At 55.7% G+C, this 20,386-nt stretch carries 17 protein-coding genes and 1 pseudogene; 14 read left to right on the top strand and 4 right to left on the bottom strand.

What is annotated here, in order from left to right; all coding sequences use genetic code 11:
• Nucleotides 1–168 precede the first annotated feature (168 nt).
• The 6 genes from racE (at nucleotide 169) to ABIE48_RS05790 (ending at nucleotide 4,969) form a co-directional block, all read left to right on the top strand.
• Nucleotides 169–981, top strand: coding sequence for a glutamate racemase (gene racE / locus ABIE48_RS05765; RefSeq protein ID WP_076170743.1), 813 nt, complete (start codon nucleotides 169–171; stop codon nucleotides 979–981).
• 425 nt (nucleotides 982–1,406) lie between these two features.
• Complete coding sequence (locus ABIE48_RS05770) at nucleotides 1,407–2,606, top strand: M14 family zinc carboxypeptidase (RefSeq protein WP_192715088.1); 1,200 nt, start codon at nucleotides 1,407–1,409, stop codon at nucleotides 2,604–2,606.
• A gap of 168 nt (nucleotides 2,607–2,774) precedes the next feature.
• Nucleotides 2,775–3,056 (top strand): hypothetical protein, encoded by a 282-nt coding sequence (locus tag ABIE48_RS05775; protein WP_192715087.1) that lies wholly within the window; start codon nucleotides 2,775–2,777, stop codon nucleotides 3,054–3,056.
• Nucleotides 3,057–3,229: 173 nt separating this feature from the next.
• The gene (locus ABIE48_RS05780; RefSeq protein ID WP_076170266.1) at nucleotides 3,230–3,532 is read left to right on the top strand and encodes an iron-sulfur cluster assembly accessory protein; all 303 of its coding nucleotides are present in this window, start codon (nucleotides 3,230–3,232) and stop codon (nucleotides 3,530–3,532) included.
• A 134-nt stretch (nucleotides 3,533–3,666) separates the two neighbouring features.
• Entirely contained in the window at nucleotides 3,667–3,948 is a 282-nt protein-coding gene (locus ABIE48_RS05785; RefSeq protein WP_076170265.1) for a hypothetical protein, read from the top strand.
• 196 nt (nucleotides 3,949–4,144) lie between these two features.
• On the top strand, nucleotides 4,145–4,969 hold the full coding sequence (locus ABIE48_RS05790) for an aldo/keto reductase (RefSeq protein WP_192715086.1): 825 nt from the start codon (nucleotides 4,145–4,147) through the stop codon (nucleotides 4,967–4,969).
• 37 nt (nucleotides 4,970–5,006) lie between these two features.
• Here ABIE48_RS05790 and ABIE48_RS05795 read toward each other — a convergent pair whose 3' ends face one another.
• Nucleotides 5,007–6,980 carry an LTA synthase family protein gene (locus tag ABIE48_RS05795; RefSeq protein WP_192715370.1) on the bottom strand — a complete coding sequence of 658 codons (1,974 nt, stop codon included), beginning with the start codon at nucleotides 6,978–6,980 and terminating at the stop codon, nucleotides 5,007–5,009.
• 127 nt (nucleotides 6,981–7,107) lie between these two features.
• A complete protein-coding gene (locus ABIE48_RS05800; RefSeq protein WP_145024940.1) occupies nucleotides 7,108–8,247 on the bottom strand; it encodes a THUMP domain-containing class I SAM-dependent RNA methyltransferase in 1,140 nt (379 codons plus the stop codon).
• Between the two features lie 193 nt (nucleotides 8,248–8,440).
• On the opposite strand from ABIE48_RS05800, the gene ABIE48_RS05805 reads away from it, so the two are divergent.
• Nucleotides 8,441–9,067, top strand: coding sequence for an O-methyltransferase (locus ABIE48_RS05805; RefSeq protein WP_145024938.1), 627 nt, complete (start codon nucleotides 8,441–8,443; stop codon nucleotides 9,065–9,067).
• A gap of 94 nt (nucleotides 9,068–9,161) precedes the next feature.
• Here the strand turns inward: ABIE48_RS05805 and ABIE48_RS05810 are convergent, their stop codons facing one another.
• Nucleotides 9,162–10,397, bottom strand: coding sequence for an asparaginase (locus tag ABIE48_RS05810; RefSeq protein WP_145024936.1), 1,236 nt, complete (start codon nucleotides 10,395–10,397; stop codon nucleotides 9,162–9,164).
• 457 nt (nucleotides 10,398–10,854) lie between these two features.
• Nucleotides 10,855–12,066 carry an MFS transporter gene (locus ABIE48_RS05815; protein WP_105441588.1) on the bottom strand — a complete coding sequence of 404 codons (1,212 nt, stop codon included), beginning with the start codon at nucleotides 12,064–12,066 and terminating at the stop codon, nucleotides 10,855–10,857.
• 200 nt (nucleotides 12,067–12,266) lie between these two features.
• Here ABIE48_RS05815 and hemE point away from each other — a divergent pair, with 200 nt between their 5' ends.
• From hemE to ABIE48_RS05850, 7 genes and pseudogenes are all read left to right on the top strand, one after another.
• Nucleotides 12,267–13,307 (top strand): uroporphyrinogen decarboxylase, encoded by a 1,041-nt coding sequence (gene hemE / locus ABIE48_RS05820; RefSeq protein ID WP_145024932.1) that lies wholly within the window; start codon nucleotides 12,267–12,269, stop codon nucleotides 13,305–13,307.
• A gap of 52 nt (nucleotides 13,308–13,359) precedes the next feature.
• Nucleotides 13,360–14,310, top strand: coding sequence for a ferrochelatase (gene hemH / locus ABIE48_RS05825; protein ID WP_076170258.1), 951 nt, complete (start codon nucleotides 13,360–13,362; stop codon nucleotides 14,308–14,310).
• A 152-nt stretch (nucleotides 14,311–14,462) separates the two neighbouring features.
• On the top strand, nucleotides 14,463–15,953 hold the full coding sequence (locus tag ABIE48_RS05830; protein WP_192715085.1) for a CapA family protein: 1,491 nt from the start codon (nucleotides 14,463–14,465) through the stop codon (nucleotides 15,951–15,953).
• A 29-nt stretch (nucleotides 15,954–15,982) separates the two neighbouring features.
• The gene (locus ABIE48_RS05835; protein WP_192715084.1) at nucleotides 15,983–16,711 is read left to right on the top strand and encodes a glycerophosphodiester phosphodiesterase; all 729 of its coding nucleotides are present in this window, start codon (nucleotides 15,983–15,985) and stop codon (nucleotides 16,709–16,711) included.
• An 82-nt stretch (nucleotides 16,712–16,793) separates the two neighbouring features.
• Nucleotides 16,794–17,417 (top strand): fumarylacetoacetate hydrolase family protein, encoded by a 624-nt coding sequence (locus tag ABIE48_RS05840; RefSeq protein ID WP_192715083.1) that lies wholly within the window; start codon nucleotides 16,794–16,796, stop codon nucleotides 17,415–17,417.
• A gap of 6 nt (nucleotides 17,418–17,423) precedes the next feature.
• Nucleotides 17,424–18,234: pseudogene (locus tag ABIE48_RS05845) on the top strand (DUF92 domain-containing protein).
• A 204-nt stretch (nucleotides 18,235–18,438) separates the two neighbouring features.
• Nucleotides 18,439–20,382 carry an ABC-F family ATP-binding cassette domain-containing protein gene (locus tag ABIE48_RS05850; RefSeq protein ID WP_192715081.1) on the top strand — a complete coding sequence of 648 codons (1,944 nt, stop codon included), beginning with the start codon at nucleotides 18,439–18,441 and terminating at the stop codon, nucleotides 20,380–20,382.
• Nucleotides 20,383–20,386 lie beyond the last annotated feature (4 nt).

The following is a 20,386-nucleotide window of genomic DNA, read 5'->3' on the forward strand; positions in this document are numbered from 1 at the left end:
GCCCACTCCTGGTGTCACCCGGGAGCAGGGCCTGTTTTTCCATATTTTCGGGTGCGATGCCGCGGTTGTCCGAAAAAACGAAATGGGTTAAGATATGAGGTACGTTTTGTTGACGGTTTTCATATGGTAGCTACAGAGAGAAGAAAACGAGAAGGAAGCGGTGTGTTCGTGCAGCAGGCAATCGCAATTTTAGACTCGGGTGTGGGCGGGCTCACCGTGGCCAAAGAGGTCATGAGACAGCTCCCACGGGAAAAAATCATATATTTTGGAGACACCGCCCGCACCCCTTACGGACCCCGTTCGTCCGATGAAGTGAGAAAATTTACGGAGCAGATCGTCGATTTTCTGATCCAATTCAGTCCCAAGACGATCGTGATCGCCTGCAATACGGCGACAGCTGCGGCGCTGGACTATATTTCCGGGAAAGTGCCGATTCCGGTCATCGGGGTGATTCATCCCGGAGCCAGAGCCGCCATCAGCGCGACCAAAACCGGTCAGGTGGGTGTCATCGGGACCGTCGGTACGATTCGCAGCGGGGCCTATACCACCGCGCTTCAGCAGCTGTCGCCTTATGTCAAGGTGGTCAGCCAGGCTTGTCCGGATCTGGTTCCGCTCGTGGAGCAGGGCTTGTTCCGCTCGGAAGAAACGACGGCGATCGTGGAAAGGTCGCTCGCGGGAATCCGCCAATCCGACATCGATTGTCTGATTTTGGGATGCACGCATTATCCCTTTTTGAAGGATACGATCCAGGAAGTGATCGGCAGCAGCGTCAAGCTGATCAGCTCGGCGAACGAGACGGCCCGTGAAATCAGCACCATTCTGTATAATCAAGGGCAGCTCGCCAGCCGGGAGGAGAGCCCGGTCCATCAGTTTTTTTGCAGCGGCGACCCCGAGATGTTTAAACGGATCGCAAAGCTGTGGCTGGGGGAGCAAATCCGGCGGACGCCGGTCGTATGGCAGGTCTCCAAATTTGATGAATAAGGATTTTGGATGGTCTCAAATCCGTAAGCCGCCTTCAGGGTGACTTACGGATTTTTTGGATATAAGGAAGTCGCGGCATTCCTATCGTGTGACAACTCCGTTTAAATGGAGTCTGGCTTCTTTGAGGTTTGATGATTATTTTAGTTGGACTAAAGAATACGATGCCAGCATGGGAGTAAAATGATTCCGAAGAAGCGAAGCGGTCGCATTTGGCTTTCGGATTTCTACCTTATTGTGGGTTCAATAAAATCAAAAAATCCGGAAACAAGAGTGATCGTAGGAACATTTTACGTACATGCCCTTATCATCGATTTCAACAGGGCGTTAGGGATCGTTTTTACCGCATGGGCCAAGCTCACTGGGGCATACAATGTTACGAATGGTGATGATGACTGCGGTCTAGTCCCGCGGAAAGGAACGATGCCATGCAGCAGTATACCGTGAAGAAAGGCGACACCCTGAGACGCATCGCCGCAAGCAAGGGGTTATCGGCGAGTCATATTATCAATGCCAACCCTTGGGCTTCCGACCAGCCCTATTTAATTCCGGGGCAGGTTCTGTACCTTCCCTCTTCTCCGCGTAGAAGGTATGAGGTTCAGGCCGGCGATACGCTGGACCGCATCGCTGCGGCCTTTCAAACCCGGGAAGAGGCGATCATGGAGATGAATCCCGGCATTTCGCCGCATGTTCTTCCCGAAGGGCGCGTCCTGGTGCTTCCTCCGTCCGAACGGGCGGGTATTGTCCAGCTTCTGGGAGAATACGGTTACCGTCAGATGCAGGATGATATCCGGCAGTTGGCCGCGTTCTATCCTAAGATCGAAACCGGATCGATTGGAGAGAGCGTACTCGGAAAACCGCTTCCGTATGTAAAAATCGGGGAAGGCGGCAAACATATACATGTGAACGCTTCCATCCATGCAAACGAATGGATTACGACGCCGTCCGTCATGCGTTTCATCGAGGAATACGTCTGCAGTCTACAATGCGGGGGGCGCTGGAATGGCTATGATCCCGTGCAGTGGTACCAGCAGTGCACGCTCTGGGTCGTCCCGATGGTCAATCCGGACGGCGTGGAGCTGGTTCAGGAAGGGATTCATCCCGGCCATCCGTATTACAGGCAGCTGACGGAGTGGAACGGCTGCCGCCGCGACTTCCGGCATTGGAAGGCCAATATTCACGGCGTGGACCTGGGCGATCAGTTCCCGGCCCATTGGGAGGAAGAGGTGCAAAGGCGGGGCAAACGGTCTCCGTCCCCCCGGGATTACCCGGGTACCGCTCCGCTGACGGAGCCGGAAGCGGCGGCGCTGGCTGCCTTTACGCTGGAAACGTCGCCCGATGCGGCCGTATCTCTGCATAGCCAGGGGCAGGAGATTTACTGGAATTACCGCAACTATGAGCCCAAGGAGAGCCGGGAGTGGTCCCGCCGCCTAGGCCAGGTCAGCGGCTATCGTCCCGTAAAGCTGGAAGGCAGCGACGCCGGTTATAAAGATTGGTTTATCCAGCATTTCCGCCGTCCCGGCTTTACTGTCGAGGTCGGGTTGGGCAAAAATCCGCTTCCGCTTGAGGATTACGATCAAATCAGCCTGGACGTCGGTTTGATTCTTGCTGAACTCATGTCATTGTGAAAAAAATATTGAAACATTTTCTGCAAGATTACGTATGATATGATTAAGGGAGCGGACGCTGTGTTAGGTTTAAGTAGAGACCGGCGATCGTTTCCTTTTTTCGCGCAAGAGCTCGTCCGGGTCCGGATGGATCCGTACTACACATATACATGAAGAGGAGGGAAAGGCATGAAATGGAAAAGACTGCTGTCGCTGCGGCGCTGGTCTCACATGTTCTCCCGGATTTGGCGCTACCTGATGTCACCTCAAGTGGCCATTACGGACAAGCTGCTGTTTCTCGTTCCGGTGGTGCTGTATTGGGTGCTGCCCGACGTTATGCCGTTTATCCCGATTGACGATATAGGAGTCACGATGCTGATGACGGGATGGTTTGTCTCCCGGATGGATAAAAAATACCCCGGTCTGCTGGACAACGGTACGATTCATCCGCCCAAGGGTCCGGTGCGCTGAGCTTCTTGCCATCCTATATCCGATACTGTACAATCAATAGTTACAAATAGAATGAACTCAAGAAATTTATGTTGAAGAGCTTGAATAAGCTGTTACAACAGGGGTTCAATTCGGAACTTGAGTTCAATCTATACAGTATCTAAAACTGACCTTACCTATAGGAGATGTAGCCGATGAAATGCAAAATTACCCGCAATGCGGCCAAGGTGCTGAAAAAGGAACTCGAGAAGGAAGAAAACCGCGATCTGAAGCTTCGCGTGCTCGTGACTCACGCCCATGGCGACCATGCGCACTACGGCCTGGATATGGACAAGCCCAAGGATTCGGATGAAATCGTCAGCACCGATAAGGAAATCGATGTGCTTCTGGACAAGAATGAGCCGCTTCTTGACGGCGTCAAAATCGACTATTTGTATTTTCCGCAGGAAGGCTTTGTGATCACCAATCCATCCCAAGGCAATCACGGCGATCACTAAGGCGCTCTATTTCGAACCTGCGTGCAGGAACCTGGTGGAAAATGGTGGATTCCCAGATTGCTGCATAGATCCGCTCCTTCCATACCATTCTAAGGACGGGTAGGAACTTTGTAGTGAAGGGAGAGCAACTGTTTATGACAACACGTTACGATTCCAGTCTGCAATCACAAAATTCGGTATCCCAGGCTCAAAACGCGGTGGAGAAGCTCCACAACGCGGTTTCCTCGGCTCTGTCCCATCCGACCGGGCAAATGATCGAGCAGGCGCACAACCGTCTGGCTCATACGGAACAAGCCGTACGTCAAGCTGGCCTGGCGGAGAACCGTCAAGCCGTCGAATTGGCTGAAGAAATGCTGGCCGAGGAGAAGAGCCGTTTGGCGTCACTGACGTCCGAAGAAGGGAAATCGAATTCGTAGGTTCCTGTCTGAACCCGTGAAGCGCACTGCGCTTTGCGGGTTTTTTGCATGTCATCATTCGGGATTCGGGTCATATCCATACAGCGGAGTGCCGACTATATTGAAAGGGCTTTTTTGGGGCCCGTCCCTGATTATGCTATAATGAGGATTGTCTTCTTTAGTCTCCTCATTATTTCATAAGGAAGGTTGTGAGAGTATGAAGCACATTACCGATTGCACCATCCTGAATAACGGAGTTACGATGCCATGGCTTGGACTGGGCACCTTCAAGGCCCAAGGGGACGATGTGTATAAGGCGGTAAAGCTGGCGCTGGAAATCGGCTACCGAAGCATCGACACCGCAAAAGTTTATGGCAACGAGGAAGAAGTGGGCCGCGCGATTGCCGAGAGCGGCATTCCGAGAGGCGAGCTTTTCATCACGACCAAAGTGTGGAACGATGACCAGGGTTATGACTCCACACTCCGGGCGTTCGAAGGCAGCCAGAAGCGGCTGGGCCTGGAGGTCATCGATTTGTACCTGATTCATTGGCCTGGCAAAGACAAATTCAAAGATACGTGGAAAGCGATGGAGCGCCTGTATGAGGAAGGACAAATCCGCGCCATCGGCGTCAGCAACTTCCACGTTCACCATCTTAAGGATCTGATGCAGGACAGCAGGACGGTTCCTGCCGTGAACCAGGTGGAGCTGCACCCGCGGCTGATCCAGCAGGAACTGCAGGATTTCTGCGGCGCACAGGGAATCCAGCTCGAAGCGTGGAGCCCGCTGATGCAGGGCAAGCTTACCGATGATTCGACGCTGGCGGGCATCGCCCAGAAATATGGAAAAACGCCGGCTCAGGTAATCCTGCGCTGGAACCTCCAGAACAAGATCGTCACGATTCCGAAGTCGGTTACACCTTCCCGGATACGCGAGAATGCGGACATCTTTGATTTCGAGCTGTCGTCCGACGAAATCAAGAAGATCGACAGCCTCAATCAGAACCGCCGAGTTGGCAGCGATCCGGACAAGCTTCTGTTCTAGTATTCTCTTCGATATAAGCAGCAAAAACCCGGACTCCTCAAGGAGTTCCGGGTTTTTCATTTTGATTGAGCTCAGGGATCAGGTCATACTGCAAGGTTTCATCGGAGGTGTACAGCTCCTTTTTCGCCCGGTTGTAGCCGGCACGGCAAGTGCTGACATCAACCGTTTTGCCGGTCTCCAGACTATAGCAGCTGCCATCCTCGAACATGCCGCTTTGGGAGGGGATGTAGAAGCGTTTGCCGTCTGTATAAGCTCCGCTGCGCAGGACCACGAACCGGTCTTGGCCGTCAAACAGGTCATTTCCCATCATGTACTGGGACTTGGCGGAAATGCCCAGCAGGTGCAGGAGAGATGGCGCCATGTCCAGCTGTCCGGCAGGTTTGTCATACACCCCTGCGCCTTCCCCGTCCGGCAGATGCACGAGGAGCGGCACCTCGTTCATGATCTGCTCCATGTCCAAATCGGTCAGGCTTTTGCCCAGAAACTTCTCATAGACGGCTTTGTCCTTCACCGAATTGTCATGATCCCCGTAGATATACAGGATGGTATGATCCCAAAGGCCGTCCTGCTTCAGCCGTTCTACCAACTGACCGAGCGCTGCGTCCACATAGTGGATCGCCTGAAGGTAATCCCCGAAGACGGTTCCGTCGAACTCGCCGACATTCAGCTCCTGCACGTCGTCCGGCAGCGAGAACGGATGGTGGGAGGAGAGCGTAATCAGAAACGAGTAGAATGGTTGCGGAAGCTGCTCAATTTGATCCATGGACTGCTTGAAAAAGGATTTGTCTCCAAGCGACCAGCCGAGAGGTTCGTCGATATCGTAATCCTTTTTGCTGAAAAACCGGTCGTAGCCCAAGGTTTCGTACATCGCATTCCGGTTCCAGAAGCTGCCGTCATAAGCATGGAACGCATTTGGCGTGTAGCCGTGCTCCTTCAGGATCGCCGGGAGCGAGTTGAACTGATGGTCAGCGTAGCGGATGAATACCGAGCCGTACGGAACCGGATGCAGGGAAGTCTGGGACGAGAAATCCGCATCGGAGGTTCTGCCCTGGCCGGTTTGATGATAATAATGGCTGAAGTACATGCTTTCCTTCATGAGCCGGTTGAAGTTCGGCGTGATTTCCTGTCCGCCGATCTGCTTGCCGATCATGAAATTCATGAATGCCTCGGTCTGGATGACCATGATGTTGCTGCCCTTGTACTTGCCGAACATGGCATCGTTCTCCGAACGCGTTGTATCTTTATGATCAAACCATTCCTGCACATTGTCGACTTCGCCCGAAGCGAGCACGGGCTTTGGACCCAAATGCTCTTTACCGAAGCGGTATGCGTCGTATACATGAAAACCGAGCAGCCCGGTTACGTTATAAAGCGAAAGGTTCCACCAATTTCCGGTAAAAAGGCCGACAGCGTAGTAATCGATGTAGAACTTGAGCGGCGCAAACGTTACGATGCAGCCGATTACCAGGGCGGCGATCCCGGATGAGAAGCGGCGAGCGAATCCGGCCCTCCGGGATGGTGATTTGCCGATCGTGAAGTTCAGTGCCCCCCGTGCTAGATTTCGCCATCCTGACGGCTTCCATATCGCGAAGACAGCCAGCAGCAGCCAATCCGCGGCAAACCATAGATCGCTCCAATGAAGCAGTGTCAGGATGCTGTCCCCGAGGGAGTCCACTTGACTTGCCTGCATCATCACTGTAATGGTGACCAGATCCTGAAAATATCGGTAGTACACCAAGTCCGTGTACATCAGCGTCGTAAGCAATAGGTTAACGACGATAAGCGAGATCCGCTGCCCGCGCTGGGGAAGCCATAAAGTCCAGAACGATACGAGGATCAAGGATCCGAGGCCGATAAAAAAGTCCAGCGGGTTGAAATCGATTTTGCTGATATGAAGTTTAAAATGGAAAAGGAGCAGCTTATATATCATGAACAGCAAAAATAGGCTGTATGTGAAGTAACGGGAGCGGATGAACCGCCCGAAGCCGCCATTTGAAGCGTGACTGGACATGCTGTATGAGTAGTTCAAATTGGACAACCTCCTGCTATAGCGTTGTAAATAGGTCATGATAAGATGTACCCCAAAACCATATAGGAGCTGTCCAAGTGGACAGCTCCTGACAAAGCGGCAGCGTTTGTTACGAACGGCGGGGCGGAAGGGGCCCCAGGAATTGATAATATTGGCATTCGATGCGGCCGTTGAACAGCTTCCGCCGCTTGTCGGCCTTCCGGCCGAAGTAATGCTCGAACTGTTTGGTTGGGCTTAAGGCAAAGAAGGACCACGTCGGCAGCTGATTGGCCGTATTCCCCAGCGTGCGGACAAGCTTCTCGACTTCGGTCTTCTCGCTGAGCCGCTCCCCGTACGGCGGATTGGTAATCAGGCAGCCGTATTCTCCTTGCGGATGGGCTTTGGAGGCAGGGAGCACCTGAAAATCGATCTCGCCAGCGAGGCCAGCGCTCTTGGCGGCTGCTTTGGCGACTTCGATCGCCTTCGGATCGATGTCGCTGCCGGTCAGCTGGAGCGGCTGATCGTCCTGCACCGCATCGAACGCTTCCTCGCGCGCCTCGCTCCACAGCTCCTCGGGAATGGCCGGCCAGTGCTCCGAAGGGAAGGAACGGCGCAGACCCGGCGCAATGTTCCAGCCGAGGAGGGCCGCTTCGATCAGGATCGTGCCGGAGCCGCAGCATGGATCATACAGCGGCCGCGACGGATTCCAGCGGCTTATCTGCAGCAAAGCGGCGGCCATGGTCTCCTTCAGCGGGGCTTCGGTAACCAGCTTGCGGTATCCCCGCTTGTGCAGGGCCGGCCCGGTCGTATCCAGCGTCAGCAGCGCCACGTCCTTGAGCAGATTGACTTCGATGACATAACGCGGACCGTTCTCATGGAACCACTCGGTATGATAGCTCTGCTTCAGCTTTTCAACGATCGCTTTCTTGACGATGCCCTGACAAGCGGGCACGCTGCTGAGTTGGGAGTGGTGGGAGCGGCCTTCCACGGGGAACTCCCCGTTCGCCGGAATCCAGTCCTGCCAAGGCAGCGCTTTAGTCCCTTCAAACAATTCGTCAAACGTCTTGGCGGGGAATTCCCCCATTTTGACGAGGATGCGGTCGGACGTCCGGAGCCACAGGTTGCAGCGGCAAATATCTTTGTAATCTCCGGTAAAATTGACCCTTCCGTTCTCGACTTGAACGTCGTTATAACCTAATTCCTTCAACTCGCGCGCGACGATGGCTTCAAGGCCCATCGGGGCGGTTGCAATCAACTGCAGCTCTGGCATGGTGCGTGTTCAACTCCATTATTCTTGTAGATCACCGTAAAAATTCATACAATGATGGTAGATCCTGCAGCAGTGTTCGAGTGCGGATCTTTGTTCATCCTCACATTATAGGATAATGTAAAGTCAATCACAAACATTTGTGTTCGTTACGTAAAAATTGCCGGGTCCGGTAGGAAAAAGGGGAAGTAGGAAAGTGAATCCAGAACAATATGCAGACCATTTTATCGAAAATGACGAGGTCCTGAATCGGGTCAAGCAGGTGACCGCCGAGAAAGGCATGCCCGAAATCGCCATCGCGCCGGGCTACGGACGGCTGCTGACGCTGCTGGTCAAGGCGACGGGAGCGGCCCGTGTCCTGGAGATCGGGGCGCTGGGCGGATACAGCGGCATTTGTCTCGCCCGGGGGCTTGCACCGGAAGGAACGCTTACCTCGCTCGAACTGAAGCAGGAATTCGCGGACGTTGCGCGGGCCAATGTGACTGAAGCCGGGTTCGGCGGCCAGGTGGAATACCGGATCGGACCGGCGCTGGACAGCCTCGCGCAGCTGAAGGCGGAGGGGCAGAGGTTCGACTTCTTCTTTATCGATGCGGATAAGGAGAACTATCCGAATTACCTGGAGTACGCGATCGAGCTGGCCAATCCGGGCGCGCTGATCGCGGGCGACAACACCTTTCTGCGGGGACGGACCCTCAATCCCGACAAAAACGGCCCTTCGGTGCAGGCGATCCGCCGCTTCAACGAAGCGATGGCGACCGACGACCGTTTGATCGGAACCATTCTCCCGGCTTATGACGGGCTGGCGGTGGCCATGGTTAAGTAAACAGCAAACAAAAGCCCGATCCGGATGCAGTGCGGATCGGGCTTTTTTCGATTGAAATGAATATGATGAGTGCAATGATTTCCTGAATGACAGCTTATTCGATTTCCGTGACCCCGTAGGTCGTGAACCACGACTTGACCGTTTCAAAGTCGCTGCTGAAGGACAGGCAGAGCATCAGCAGGATGCGGGCCTGCTGCGGACTCAAGTTGTCCCCGGAAATGATGCCCTTGCCGCCGCCGTAGACGCTGCCGGAACCGGTCCGGGTTGTGGTGACGAAGACCACACCCTGCTCAACCGCCTTGCTGCGCGCCTTGCTCATCGCGGATGAAATGCCTCCGGCTCCGGTGCCTGCGGTAACGATGCCTTTGGCTCCGGCAGCGGTAAACCCTTCGATGGCTTCGCCGCCCGCGTCTTGATAGGAATAGGCGATTTCGGTTTTCGCCAGATCGGACTTTTTGATTTTGGCGAGGTCGAAGACCGGCTTGCCTTTGCCCGGCCCAAGGAGGGCCCGCTCCGGAGCCCGGTAGATGCGGATCGTCGTTTCATCGATATATCCGACGGCCCCGAGCATCGGCGTCTCGAAAGTGTCGACGCGGTAATCGTTCGTTTTCGTGACCCCGCGGGCGAGGTTGATCGTGTCATTCAGCATGAGGACGGTGCCGAACGAGGCGGTCCGGCCGCTTGCCGACAGCTTGATGGCGTTATAGAGGTTCGCTTTGGCGTCGGAGCCGACGACCGTCCACGGCCGCATGGATCCCGTAATGACGACCGGCTTATCGCTTTGAACGGTCAGATCCAGGAAGTAGGCGATTTCCTCCATCGTGTCGGTGCCGGAAGTGACGACGACGCCGTCGTAGGATTTGAGCGCTTCGTCCACGGCCCGGGACAGGTCGTACAGATCGGCCATCGAATAAGCGGAGGAGCCCGAGTTGCCGAATTGGAGCGTTTCGACGTCGGCGATTTTTTGCTTGTCCGGGAGCTCGCTCACCATTTGCGCGATAGGAATGCTGCCCGCCTTGTAATTTTGGAAGCTGGTCTGGTCGACGGACTGCCCGGCGATGGTGCCGCCTGTGGCGATCACCAGCACGTTAGGCAGCTTGGAGGCCTTGTCGGCATCGGTGACCGGCGGGATGGCCGTGTTGCGAACCGGGGTGGTTGTGCCGGTTGTCGTTGTGGTTGCAGGTGCGGTTGTCGTTACGGCGGGACTTGTCGTTGCGGTTGCCGCCGCCGCGTCGGCGAATACGCTGCCTGCCGGTGCGGCGAAGAGGGACAGTGCCGTCAGCGCAGATGCATGAATCAGGGACCACTTGCCGAATTTTCTTTTCTCCATTAATCGATCAGCTCCTCATGTGCATGTAATGGTTATGTAATGAAATCTAAGATGATCATATATGGTGTTAGGTTATATGACAAATCAAAAGGATCGGCGTGTAAGCGTTTATTATCGAAGAAAATGGTAGATAATAACCCTTTTTGTTGGTGATTTGATACATTTCATAAAATAATCGAGTATGATTTACGTTGTGAAATGGAGTGGGAACAGTCCTGGGGATCTTATTTTGTGTTAGATTACATTACATTTATTAAAATTGGGACTATAGGTAGGGGAAAGGGAATATATACGAAGGAGTTTGTCATTTGTCATGGGAGGTTACTTTCCGGATTAGGCCTTCAAAACGTTTTTCGATGGGGGCTTGTTCCTTGCTGTCATACGGCAAGAAAAAAAGACGGCCGCAGGGTCACTTGTGTGACTCTGCGGCCGTCCCTTTACCGCCAACGGCGGCTGTTCAGCGGTACTGCGGCGTGTTGCTGCGCTTGTACAGCTTCAGCCGCACCCAGACCATATTCAGCAGCAGCAGGCTGCCGGAAATGATGAACAGTCCTTCGATGCCGATAAATCCCGACAGGAATCCGCCGACGAGCGCGCCCAGCATATTGCCGAGTGCGAGCGTGCTTGTGTTGAAGCCGAAAGCCCGGCTTTCCATGCCTCCTGGCGTGTAAGATCGGATGAGGGCATTGACGCTGGGCAGCAGGCCGCCCATGAAGATGCCCATCAGGAAGCGGACAACGATCAGCTGCCATACGCTCTGGACGAACGCCTGCGGGATCAGGCACAGTCCTGCGCCGATCAGAGCGTAGGTCAGAATGCGGTGGGCGCCGACCTTGTCGCTGAAGCGCCCGAGGATCGGGGAGGTGATCATATTGGACAATCCCGTCACGGCGCTGACCACGCCTGCCCAGAAGGCGATGTCAACCGAGGAGCGGTGCAGCTTCTCCACGTACAGCGGCAGGAGCGACATGGGGCTCATCATCGCAAACTGCAGCAGAAACGTTACCGCGAACAGCGCGGGAAGCTGCGGGATACGGGCCAGCTCCTTGAAGCCTTCAAGCACCGACACCTGCGGCGCATGGGCGGCCTTTTCCCGGTTGAAGTTTTCCTTGACCAGGAACAGCGCCAGCAGGGAAGCGGCGAAGATGAGCATGCCGATAATGTAAAAGATCGGGCGGAAGCCGATCAGGTCGGCCAAGCCGCCGCCGATCAGCGGTCCGAGAATCGTTCCGGCCACCGAGCCCGACTGCATGATCCCCATCGCAAAACCCATCCGTTCCTTGGGAGTCGTGCTCGACACGAGCGAGATGGATGCCGGGTTGAAGCCGGAGATCGTGCCGTTCAGCAGGCGCAGCAGCAGCAGCTCCCACGGATTCCGGGCAAAACCCATCAGCACGATGACAATGGCCATTCCGAAGCCGGAGCGCAGCAGCATGATTTTCCGGCCGTACCGGTCCGACAGCTTGCCCCATAATGGCTGAAAAATAAATGAGGTCATGAAGTTGGCCGCAAAAATAAAGCCCGCCCAGAGGCCGATTTCATGCTCGCCCTGCACCCCCAGATCTTTAGCCAGATACAGGGACAGGAACGGCGTGATCATCGTCATCCCGGAGTTGACGAGAAATTGGCCGAACCAAAGCACAATGAGGTTGACCTTCCACGGTTTCAATGTGCTTTCACTTCCTTTCTAAGTTGACTGAAATGAATGAATGAAAAAACACAGTTTTACCAGTATAGCACAATTTCTAAATGTCTTATGTTAAAGATGTCATACGATTGTCATCAGATGTCAGGGTGCGGCGGTTGTTACTTACTTTTAAAAAGGGCATAATAGAAAGCAGAGAATTTTATAGATATGGAGGCCTGTTCGTGACCTATAACGATACGTTGATCCGCGCCAGCTACAAGCAGGAAGTCAGCCATGTTCCTGTTTGGTATATGAGACAGGCGGGTCGCTATGATCCGGAATACCGCAAGATCAAAGAGAAATATTCGCTCCTGGAAATTTGCCGTCAGCCCGAGCTCGCTGCCGAGATAACGATGATGCCTGTGCGCAAGCTTGGCGTTGACGCGGCCATTCTGTATTCGGATATCATGAATCCGGTCGCATCCCTGGGAGTCGATTTTGATATCGTGAAAAATATCGGGCCCGTAATCGACAATCCGATCCGGACCGCGGCCGATGTGGAGCGCCTGCGTCCGATCGACGTGGACAAAGATCTCAGCCACATTATGGAGACGATCCGCATCCTCGACAAGGAGCTGGACGTTCCGCTGATTACGTTTGCCGGAGCTCCGTTTACGATTGCCAGCTATCTGATCGAAGGGCGTCCTTCCAAAAGCTATATTCTTACCAAAACGATGATGTACAGCCAGCCCGAAGTTTGGCATCAGCTGATGAACAAACTGGGTGACATGGTCATAACCTATGTGCGTGCGCATATCAAAAACGGCGGCAAGGCGTTCCAGCTGTTTGACAGCTGGGTAGGGGCGCTGGCGCCGCAGGATTTCGAGAAATTCGTACTACCTACCATTACCCGTATCTTTGCCGAACTTTCAGATTTACATGTACCGAAAATCTATTTCCCCGGCGTCAGCTCAGGCGAACTGCTGCCAACCCTGAAGGAGCTGCAGGCAAACGTCATCGGGCTTGACTGGAGAGTATCGATTGCCGAGGGGCGGAAGCGAACCGGCGGGAAATTCGCCGTTCAGGGCAATCTGGATCCTTATGTGCTGACCGCGCCGATGGACGTCATCAAGCGGTATGCCAAAGAGATTATCGATCAAGGCGTTCAGGAGCCGGGTTATATTTTCAACCTGGGCCACGGTCTGTTCCCCGAAGCTTCGCTGGATAAGCTGAAGGAATTGACGGAATATATTCATGAATATTCGGCAACTCTTCTCCGCTAGGAGACCCTTTCTTCATGGAAGAACCGATATATAAAGAAGAGGTGAGCGTTTCGTGAAAAATAAAGTAGGCGTACTGGTGATGTCCTATGGCACACCGGAGAGCATGGAAGGCATTGAGGCGTATTACACGCATATCCGCAGAGGGCATGCCCCTTCGCCGGAGCAGCTCAAAGAGCTGGCCGACCGTTATGAGGCGATTGTGGGCGGCGTATTCCCGCTTCGTGAGAACACCAACCGGCAGGTGGCGAGCCTGCAGGAGACCCTGAACCGGGACAGCCGCCACCCCGAGGTGGAATTCGTTTGCTATCAAGGCTTGAAGCATGCTTCCCCGTTCATTGAGGACGGCGTGGAGGCGATGGCCAAAGACGGTATCAGCAAAGCGGTCGGGATCGTACTGGCGCCGCACTACTCGACTATGAGCGTCGGAAGCTATATGAAGCGGGCCAAAGCGAAAGCTGACGAGGTCGGGGTTGAGATGACCTTTGTGCAGAGCTACCATATGCATCCGCAGCTGATAGAGGCTTTTACCCGCCGTGTGAACGAAAAGCTGGCTTTGTTCGAGGAAGCCGGTGCGGACCGCAGCAAAGTGCGCGTCCTCTTCAGTGCGCACAGCCTGCCTGAGAAAATTTTGGAGCTGGGTGATCCGTATCCGGAGCAGCTTCTGGAAACATCCCGCGCGGTGGCGGAAAAGGCCGATGTCACTTCCTGGCAGTTTGCCTGGCAGAGTGCGGGCCGTACCGCCGAGCCATGGCTCGGACCGGACATTCTGGACACGCTCCGCAACTTGAGCAAAGAGGAAGTCGAGGACGTGCTGGTCGCTCCAATCGGTTTCGTGTCCGACCATCTCGAAGTGCTGTACGATCTGGACATCGAAGCCCAGCAGGTAGCGAAGGAGCTGGATCTGCGCCTGATGCGCATCGATTCTCTGAACAGCGATCCGCTCTATATGCAGACGCTGTCCGACGCGGTGATCGGGCAGTGGGAAATGGCCCAGGCGGAGTAAAACTCTCGAATACGACTGCATCTCTATATACGATGATGAACCCCCGTGTCACAGACCGGGGGTTCTATTTGTTCCCGGGAACCTGATATAATGGAGTGGGCTTTCAGGGGAGGGCCGTATCATTTTAGAAAAATCGCTATGAGGGGTGAACCATGTACCCGCCAAGATCACAGAAACACCAGGCTGGAAAAAAAGCCAGGCGAAAAAGGCAGGGGCGGAAGTGGGGATACGTGAATCTCTGCCTGCTTGCCGTCATTGCACTACTTATTGGATATTATTTGTTGACGCAAAAGGCGCATACGGGCGGCTCTGCGCAGGAGTCCCACAAGCCTGCACAGCAGACCGCAGAGCAGCCGCCTGCTGACCCGAAAGGAACGGTGCCGGGAAGCGGAGAAGTGGCGGGAGATTCCAGCCAGGAGACATCTTCGGAACAAGCGGCTGAGGAAGCTGGGGACCCGCCTCCGCTGGATCAAGCGGGAGCTCCGCCGGATCAAGCGGGAACTCCGCCGGATCATGAGGCTGCCGGCGTGCAACAGGACCAGCCTGCTGGAAGCGGGAAGGAGCAGGCCACGCAAGAAGGAAAGCAGGAGACGGGAAAGGACCCCGATTCCGGCAAAGCCAAGCCGCAGCAGGATCAAATCCCGGAGAAAACAGCTTCCGGGGGGACGTCGGATGCGCCATCCGGCCAAACGATTCGCATTCATTTTGTGGGCGACATGATTTTTTCGGGCAAAGTGGAAACGCTGCTTGAAAGCAAGGGCTATTCATACCCCTTTACATATTTGGGGGATCTGTTCAAGAAGGACGACCTGACGCTGGGAAATCTGGAGACACCGGTCACCACCCGCGGCGTCGGAGCCAAAAACAAAACGTTTGTATTTAAATCATCCCCTAAGGCGCTCGATGCTCTGCGAGCCGCAGGCATGGACGCCGTCACGCTCGCCAACAACCACATTCTCGACCAGGGGGAGGAAGGGCTGCTGGATACGATCACTCACCTGGGTGCCAGCGGCATTAAGTATGTCGGTGCAGGGAAAAACGCAGCCCGTGCCTACGCGCCGGAATATTTCTCTATCAAAGGCATGAAGGTGGCGCTGGTCGGTGCCAGCCGCGTGTACCCGGAATCAAGCTGGGCCGCGGGTACCAATAAACCCGGTGTGGCCAGTGCTTACGGGCAGGCTCCCGAGGTGCTGAAATCCATTGCCGAAGCCCGCAACAACGCCGATCTGGTCATCGTCATGGCGCACTGGGGTATCGAGCGGCAGAGCACGCCGGATGCCAACCAGAAGGCGCTGGCCCACGCCTTTATTGATGCGGGAGCCGATTTGATCATCGGGGCGCATCCGCATGTGCTACAGGGGCTGGAGCAGTACAAGGGTAAATGGATTGCTTACAGCACAGGCAATTTCATTTTCACCAAATCAACCGTTCCGGCGACCTGGAAGACCGCGGTATTCGAGGCGTCATGCGGTCCGAAGGGCGGATGCGGCATGAAGCTGATCCCGTACAAGACGGAGCTGGGACAACCGGTTCCGATGAACGCCGAAGAAGGAAAGAAGCTGCTGCAGGAAATGCAGCAGCTGTCCATCGGGGGTGTTCGGGTATCCGGCGACGGGACCGTAACGGCCGGCTCGGCACGTTGACCATAACTTAGGAGAGCGGGGGAGAGGGAATGAACAACCTGTGTGTGGCCCATCGGGGATTTTCCGGCAAGGCGCCGGAAAACACGATGGCGGCTTTTCGGATGGCGATGGCGGAGCCTTACGTCCAGTGGATGGAAATCGACACGCAGCTGACCGCCGACGGCATTCCCGTCGTCATTCACGATTTCAGCCTGGACCGGACGACCAACGGCAGCGGCAAGGTCAAGGCCCATACGTGGCAGCAGCTGCAGCGGCTGGACGCTGGGAGCTGGAAAGGGCGCGATTTTCAAGGAGAACGCATTCCCTCGCTGGACGAAGTGCTGCGCCTAAGCTGCGGCAGGGTCCGTTTGAACATCGAGTTGAAAACATCCGGCAATATGTATCCGGGACTGGAGCAGGCGGTGCTCGAACGCGTATCGCGCTATTATATGGAGCAGGACGTGGTGATCACTTCGTTTGATACCGGTGCGCTGCAGCGGGTCAAGGAGATCAACCCGGCGTTCAAGACGGGCTTGATCCTCGACGGCAGGCCCAAGGATCTGCCATCGCGCCTCAAGGCGCTGCAGTGCTCGTTCCTGTCGATCGGTCACCCTAATCTCGATACGGGCCTCGCGTCGCTGCTTATCTCCGAAGGCATTACGGTCATGGCCTGGACGATCGATGACGCCAGAGGCATGAAAAGGATCGCGGCAATGTCGCCCGAAATATTGATCTGTACCAACCGGCCGGACGTTTGGCGGAAAACCTTTCCCGGCTGAATCCCACCGGAAACGGCAATGCTCGAACTCGGCAACCATTGTCGCCTTGCTCGATGCAACACCCAATCCATCTTAGCAAAGGATGATCGAGATGATTCGTAACGTATACTGTGTTGGCCGAAATTACAAACTGCATGCCGCCGAGCTCGGCAACGAGGTTCCGACCGAGCCGATGATCTTTATGAAGCCGTCCCATGCGGTGGTTCCGCTTGAAGACGCCGTTCTCGCCCTCCCGAAGGATCAGGGGGAGGTTCATTACGAAGGCGAAATCGTCATCCGCATCGCGCGTGATTACAAGCCTGGAGCCGTGGTGGATGACCTGGTGGACCAAATGGCGCTTGGCATCGATTTTACGCTGAGGGACGTGCAGTCGGTCATCAAGAAGAAGGGCCACCCGTGGACAGCGGCCAAAGGGTTTAAAAATTCCGCTCCCATTACGGGCTTCATTCCTTTTCCGGGAACCGGCAGCGTGACGGAGAAGGATTTTACTGTTTTGAAAAATAATGAGGAAGTGCAGCGCGGCAATGCGCGGGATATGATTTTCTCCCTCCAGGAAATCGTGGATTATATCGGCGCGCGTTACGGACTGGGCGAAGGCGACGTGATTTTTACCGGGACGCCGGCTGGCGTCGGCCCGGCATCCGAAGGCGATACGTTCGCTCTAGGCTGGGGCGAAGAGCAGCTGGGAAGCTGCCGCATCGGCTAAACCGCCATGATGTGGATCATCGGGGCGCTGTGCGCGCTCGTTGTTGCCGGGGCTGCGTACTGGAAGCGGTCGCTCACCATATCGGGAGCGATCTGCGCCTTTGTTATGGGAACGATTTATTTCGGAGCGGGGAATCTGCTGTGGTTCGGCACCCTGCTCGTCTTTTTTATCAGCTCCTCGGCGCTGTCGAAGGTGAAGGCAAGCCGGAAGGCTGAGCTGGAAAAATCATACGCCAAAACGGGCAACCGGGACGCCGGACAAGTGCTGGCCAACGGGGGCGCCGGCATGCTGCTGTGCGTGCTGAATGCCTTCTGGCCGCACGAGGGCTGGGTGTTCGCCTTCATCGGCGTCATGGCGGCCGTAACAGCCGATACCTGGGCTACAGAGCTCGGCAGCCTCAGCCGCAAGCCGCCCCGTTCGGTCCTGAACGGCCGCGTGCTCCCTCCCGGCACGTCGGGAGGGGTGTCGCTGCTCGGCAGCACCGCCGCCGCGGGAGGAGGAGCGCTGATCGGCCTCTTCGCTTGGCTGTTTGAACGGCTATCCGGGCCGGTCACCCATTCGCTGACATTGGACTTGGTGCTGGGCATAGTCGGCGGATTGGCCGGGGGCTTTCGCCGATTCCATCCTCGGCGCATCCGTGCAGATTATGTACCAGTGCCCGGTGTGCGGCAAAGAGGTCGAGGTCATGACGCACTGCGGAAGTAGGACCCGCCGTATGGGCGGATGGCGGTTCATGAACAACGACGCCGTCAATATCGTCTCTTCCTTCATCGGAGGAGGAGCAGCCCTCGCGGCCGCGCTGCTGCTTTTTTCATGATTTTCGGGAGTTTAAGGGCTTAAAAGCGTTTAAGGCAGCCCCGCTCTCCGTTTACCCCGCGTCTGGGGTAAGCGCAGTTCATCCTGGACAACCCGCTCTCAACATCTGACAGAAGCACAGCATACATGCCGCCCAGCCTTTGGGCGGTTTTTGTGTTAATATATAAGGAAGCAGAAAATCGCTGGATGAGTAGGGGAAATAGCTATGAACATAATGACAGTTGAACATATCTCCAAAAGCTACGGAGAGAAGGTATTGTTTGAGGACGCGTCCTTCGGGATGGCGGATCAGGATAAAATCGGGATCATCGGCGTCAACGGCACCGGCAAATCCACCTTTTTGCGGGTCATCGCCGGACTTGAGCCTCCGGACGAAGGCCAGATTTCCATCGGCAACAGCGTCCGGGTCCGTTATCTGGCGCAAAATCCCGATTTTGACCCGGGCATGACGGTGCTTCAGCAGGTGTTCCAGGGTCAGGACCCGCAGATAAAGATCGTCCGTGACTATACGGAGACAATGGAACGGGTCGAGCTGAATCCTTCGGACGAATCGCTGCAGCAGAAGCTTCTTAAGCTAAATCAGGAAATGGACGCCCTTCAGGCGTGGCAGCTGGAGAGCGAAGCCAAGACCATCCTGTCCAAGCTGGGCATTTCAAGCTTCGATGCCCTGATGGGGACGCTGTCCGGCGGCCAGCGGAAGCGTGTCGCGCTGGCGTCCGCCTTGATCCAGCCGTGCGAGCTGCTCATTCTGGACGAGCCGACCAACCATATCGACAACGACTCGGTCGCCTGGCTGGAGCAGTACCTCCAGAAGCGCCGCGGCGCGCTGCTGATGATTACGCACGACCGGTACTTCCTGGACCGTGTTGCGAATGTCATGGTGGAGCTGGACCAGGGCAGGCTGTACCGCTATGAGGCCAATTACTCGGCCTTTCTGGAGCTAAAGGCCCAGCGGGAAGAGCGGGAGGCGGCTTCCGAACAGAAGCGCCAGAACCTGCTGCGGACGGAGCTCGCCTGGATCCGGCGCGGGGCCAAGGCAAGATCGACGAAGCAGAAGGCACGCATCGAACGCTTTGAGGCGCTGAAGGATCAGAAGGGGCCGCAGCGTGCCGGGAATGTGGACATGGCCGCGCTATCGACCCGGCTCGGCCGGAAAATCCTCGAGATCGAGCATTTGGCCAAAAAGGCCGGTGACCGGACGCTGATCCGCGATCTGAGCTATATTGCCGTGCCCGGCGACCGCGTCGGTATCGTCGGCCCGAACGGAAGCGGCAAATCGACGCTGCTGAACCTGATTGCCGGCCGCCTGGAGCCCGATGAGGGCGAAATCGTGGTCGGACCGACGGTCAAGCTGGGATACTTTACCCAGGAGCATCAGGAAATGGACGGCAATATGCGGGTGATCGAGTACATCAAGGAAGGAGCGGAAGTGATCCGGACCGATGACGGCAGCCAGATCACCGCTTCCCAAATGCTCGAACGCTTTTTATTCCCGCCGGCTATGCAGTGGACGCCAATCTCCAAGCTGTCCGGCGGAGAGAAGCGCCGTCTGTATTTGCTCCGGGTGCTGATGTCGGCTCCGAACGTCCTTCTGCTCGACGAGCCGACGAACGATCTCGACATTCAAACGCTGTCCGTGCTGGAAGATTATTTGGACGATTTTCCGGGCGTAGTCTTCGTGGTGTCCCATGACCGTTTCTTTCTTGACCGCACCGTAGAGAAGATTATGGCTTTCGAAGGCGAAGGGGCAATTCGTGTTCATGTGGGGGCTTACACGGAATATGCGGAATGGATGAGCAAGAATGCGCCGTCTGCCGCAGGCGGCTCCCCTGCGGACGGTCCGAAGAAGGCCGGCGCCTCCCAGGAGGCGGCCCAGAATTCGGCTCAGGCGAAAGAAGCGCCGCGGGAAAAGCTGAAATTCAGCTATAAAGAGCAGCGCGAATATGAGCAGATCGACGGCCTGATCGAAGCCTGTGAGCAGAAGCTGGAGGGTATACAGAAGGATATGGAAGCCGCGTTCAGCGATTCGGCGAGACTGCAGGAGCTGCTGCAGGCACAGCAGGAAGCCGAGCAGGAGCTGGAGCATTTGATGGACCGCTGGACGTATCTGAACGAGTTGGCGGAGAAAATTGAACAGAGCAAGGCTTAGATTG

The sequence above is a fragment of the Paenibacillus sp. OAE614 genome, assembly GCF_040546645.1.
In the GTDB taxonomy this organism is placed as follows: domain Bacteria; phylum Bacillota; class Bacilli; order Paenibacillales; family Paenibacillaceae; genus Paenibacillus_AQ; species Paenibacillus_AQ favisporus.

Coding starts and splice junctions, on each gene's coding strand:
- ABIE48_RS05770 (WP_192715088.1), top strand. CDS start 1,407: ATGCAGCAGTATACCGTGAAGAAAGGCGACACCCTGAGACGCATCGCC.
- ABIE48_RS05775 (WP_192715087.1), top strand. CDS start 2,775: ATGAAATGGAAAAGACTGCTGTCGCTGCGGCGCTGGTCTCACATGTTC.
- ABIE48_RS05780 (WP_076170266.1), top strand. CDS start 3,230: ATGAAATGCAAAATTACCCGCAATGCGGCCAAGGTGCTGAAAAAGGAA.
- ABIE48_RS05785 (WP_076170265.1), top strand. CDS start 3,667: ATGACAACACGTTACGATTCCAGTCTGCAATCACAAAATTCGGTATCC.
- ABIE48_RS05790 (WP_192715086.1), top strand. CDS start 4,145: ATGAAGCACATTACCGATTGCACCATCCTGAATAACGGAGTTACGATG.
- ABIE48_RS05795 (WP_192715370.1), bottom strand. CDS start 6,980: ATGTCCAGTCACGCTTCAAATGGCGGCTTCGGGCGGTTCATCCGCTCC.
- ABIE48_RS05800 (WP_145024940.1), bottom strand. CDS start 8,247: ATGCCAGAGCTGCAGTTGATTGCAACCGCCCCGATGGGCCTTGAAGCC.
- ABIE48_RS05810 (WP_145024936.1), bottom strand. CDS start 10,397: ATGGAGAAAAGAAAATTCGGCAAGTGGTCCCTGATTCATGCATCTGCG.
- ABIE48_RS05830 (WP_192715085.1), top strand. CDS start 14,463: ATGTACCCGCCAAGATCACAGAAACACCAGGCTGGAAAAAAAGCCAGG.
- ABIE48_RS05835 (WP_192715084.1), top strand. CDS start 15,983: ATGAACAACCTGTGTGTGGCCCATCGGGGATTTTCCGGCAAGGCGCCG.
- ABIE48_RS05840 (WP_192715083.1), top strand. CDS start 16,794: ATGATCGAGATGATTCGTAACGTATACTGTGTTGGCCGAAATTACAAA.
- ABIE48_RS05850 (WP_192715081.1), top strand. CDS start 18,439: ATGAACATAATGACAGTTGAACATATCTCCAAAAGCTACGGAGAGAAG.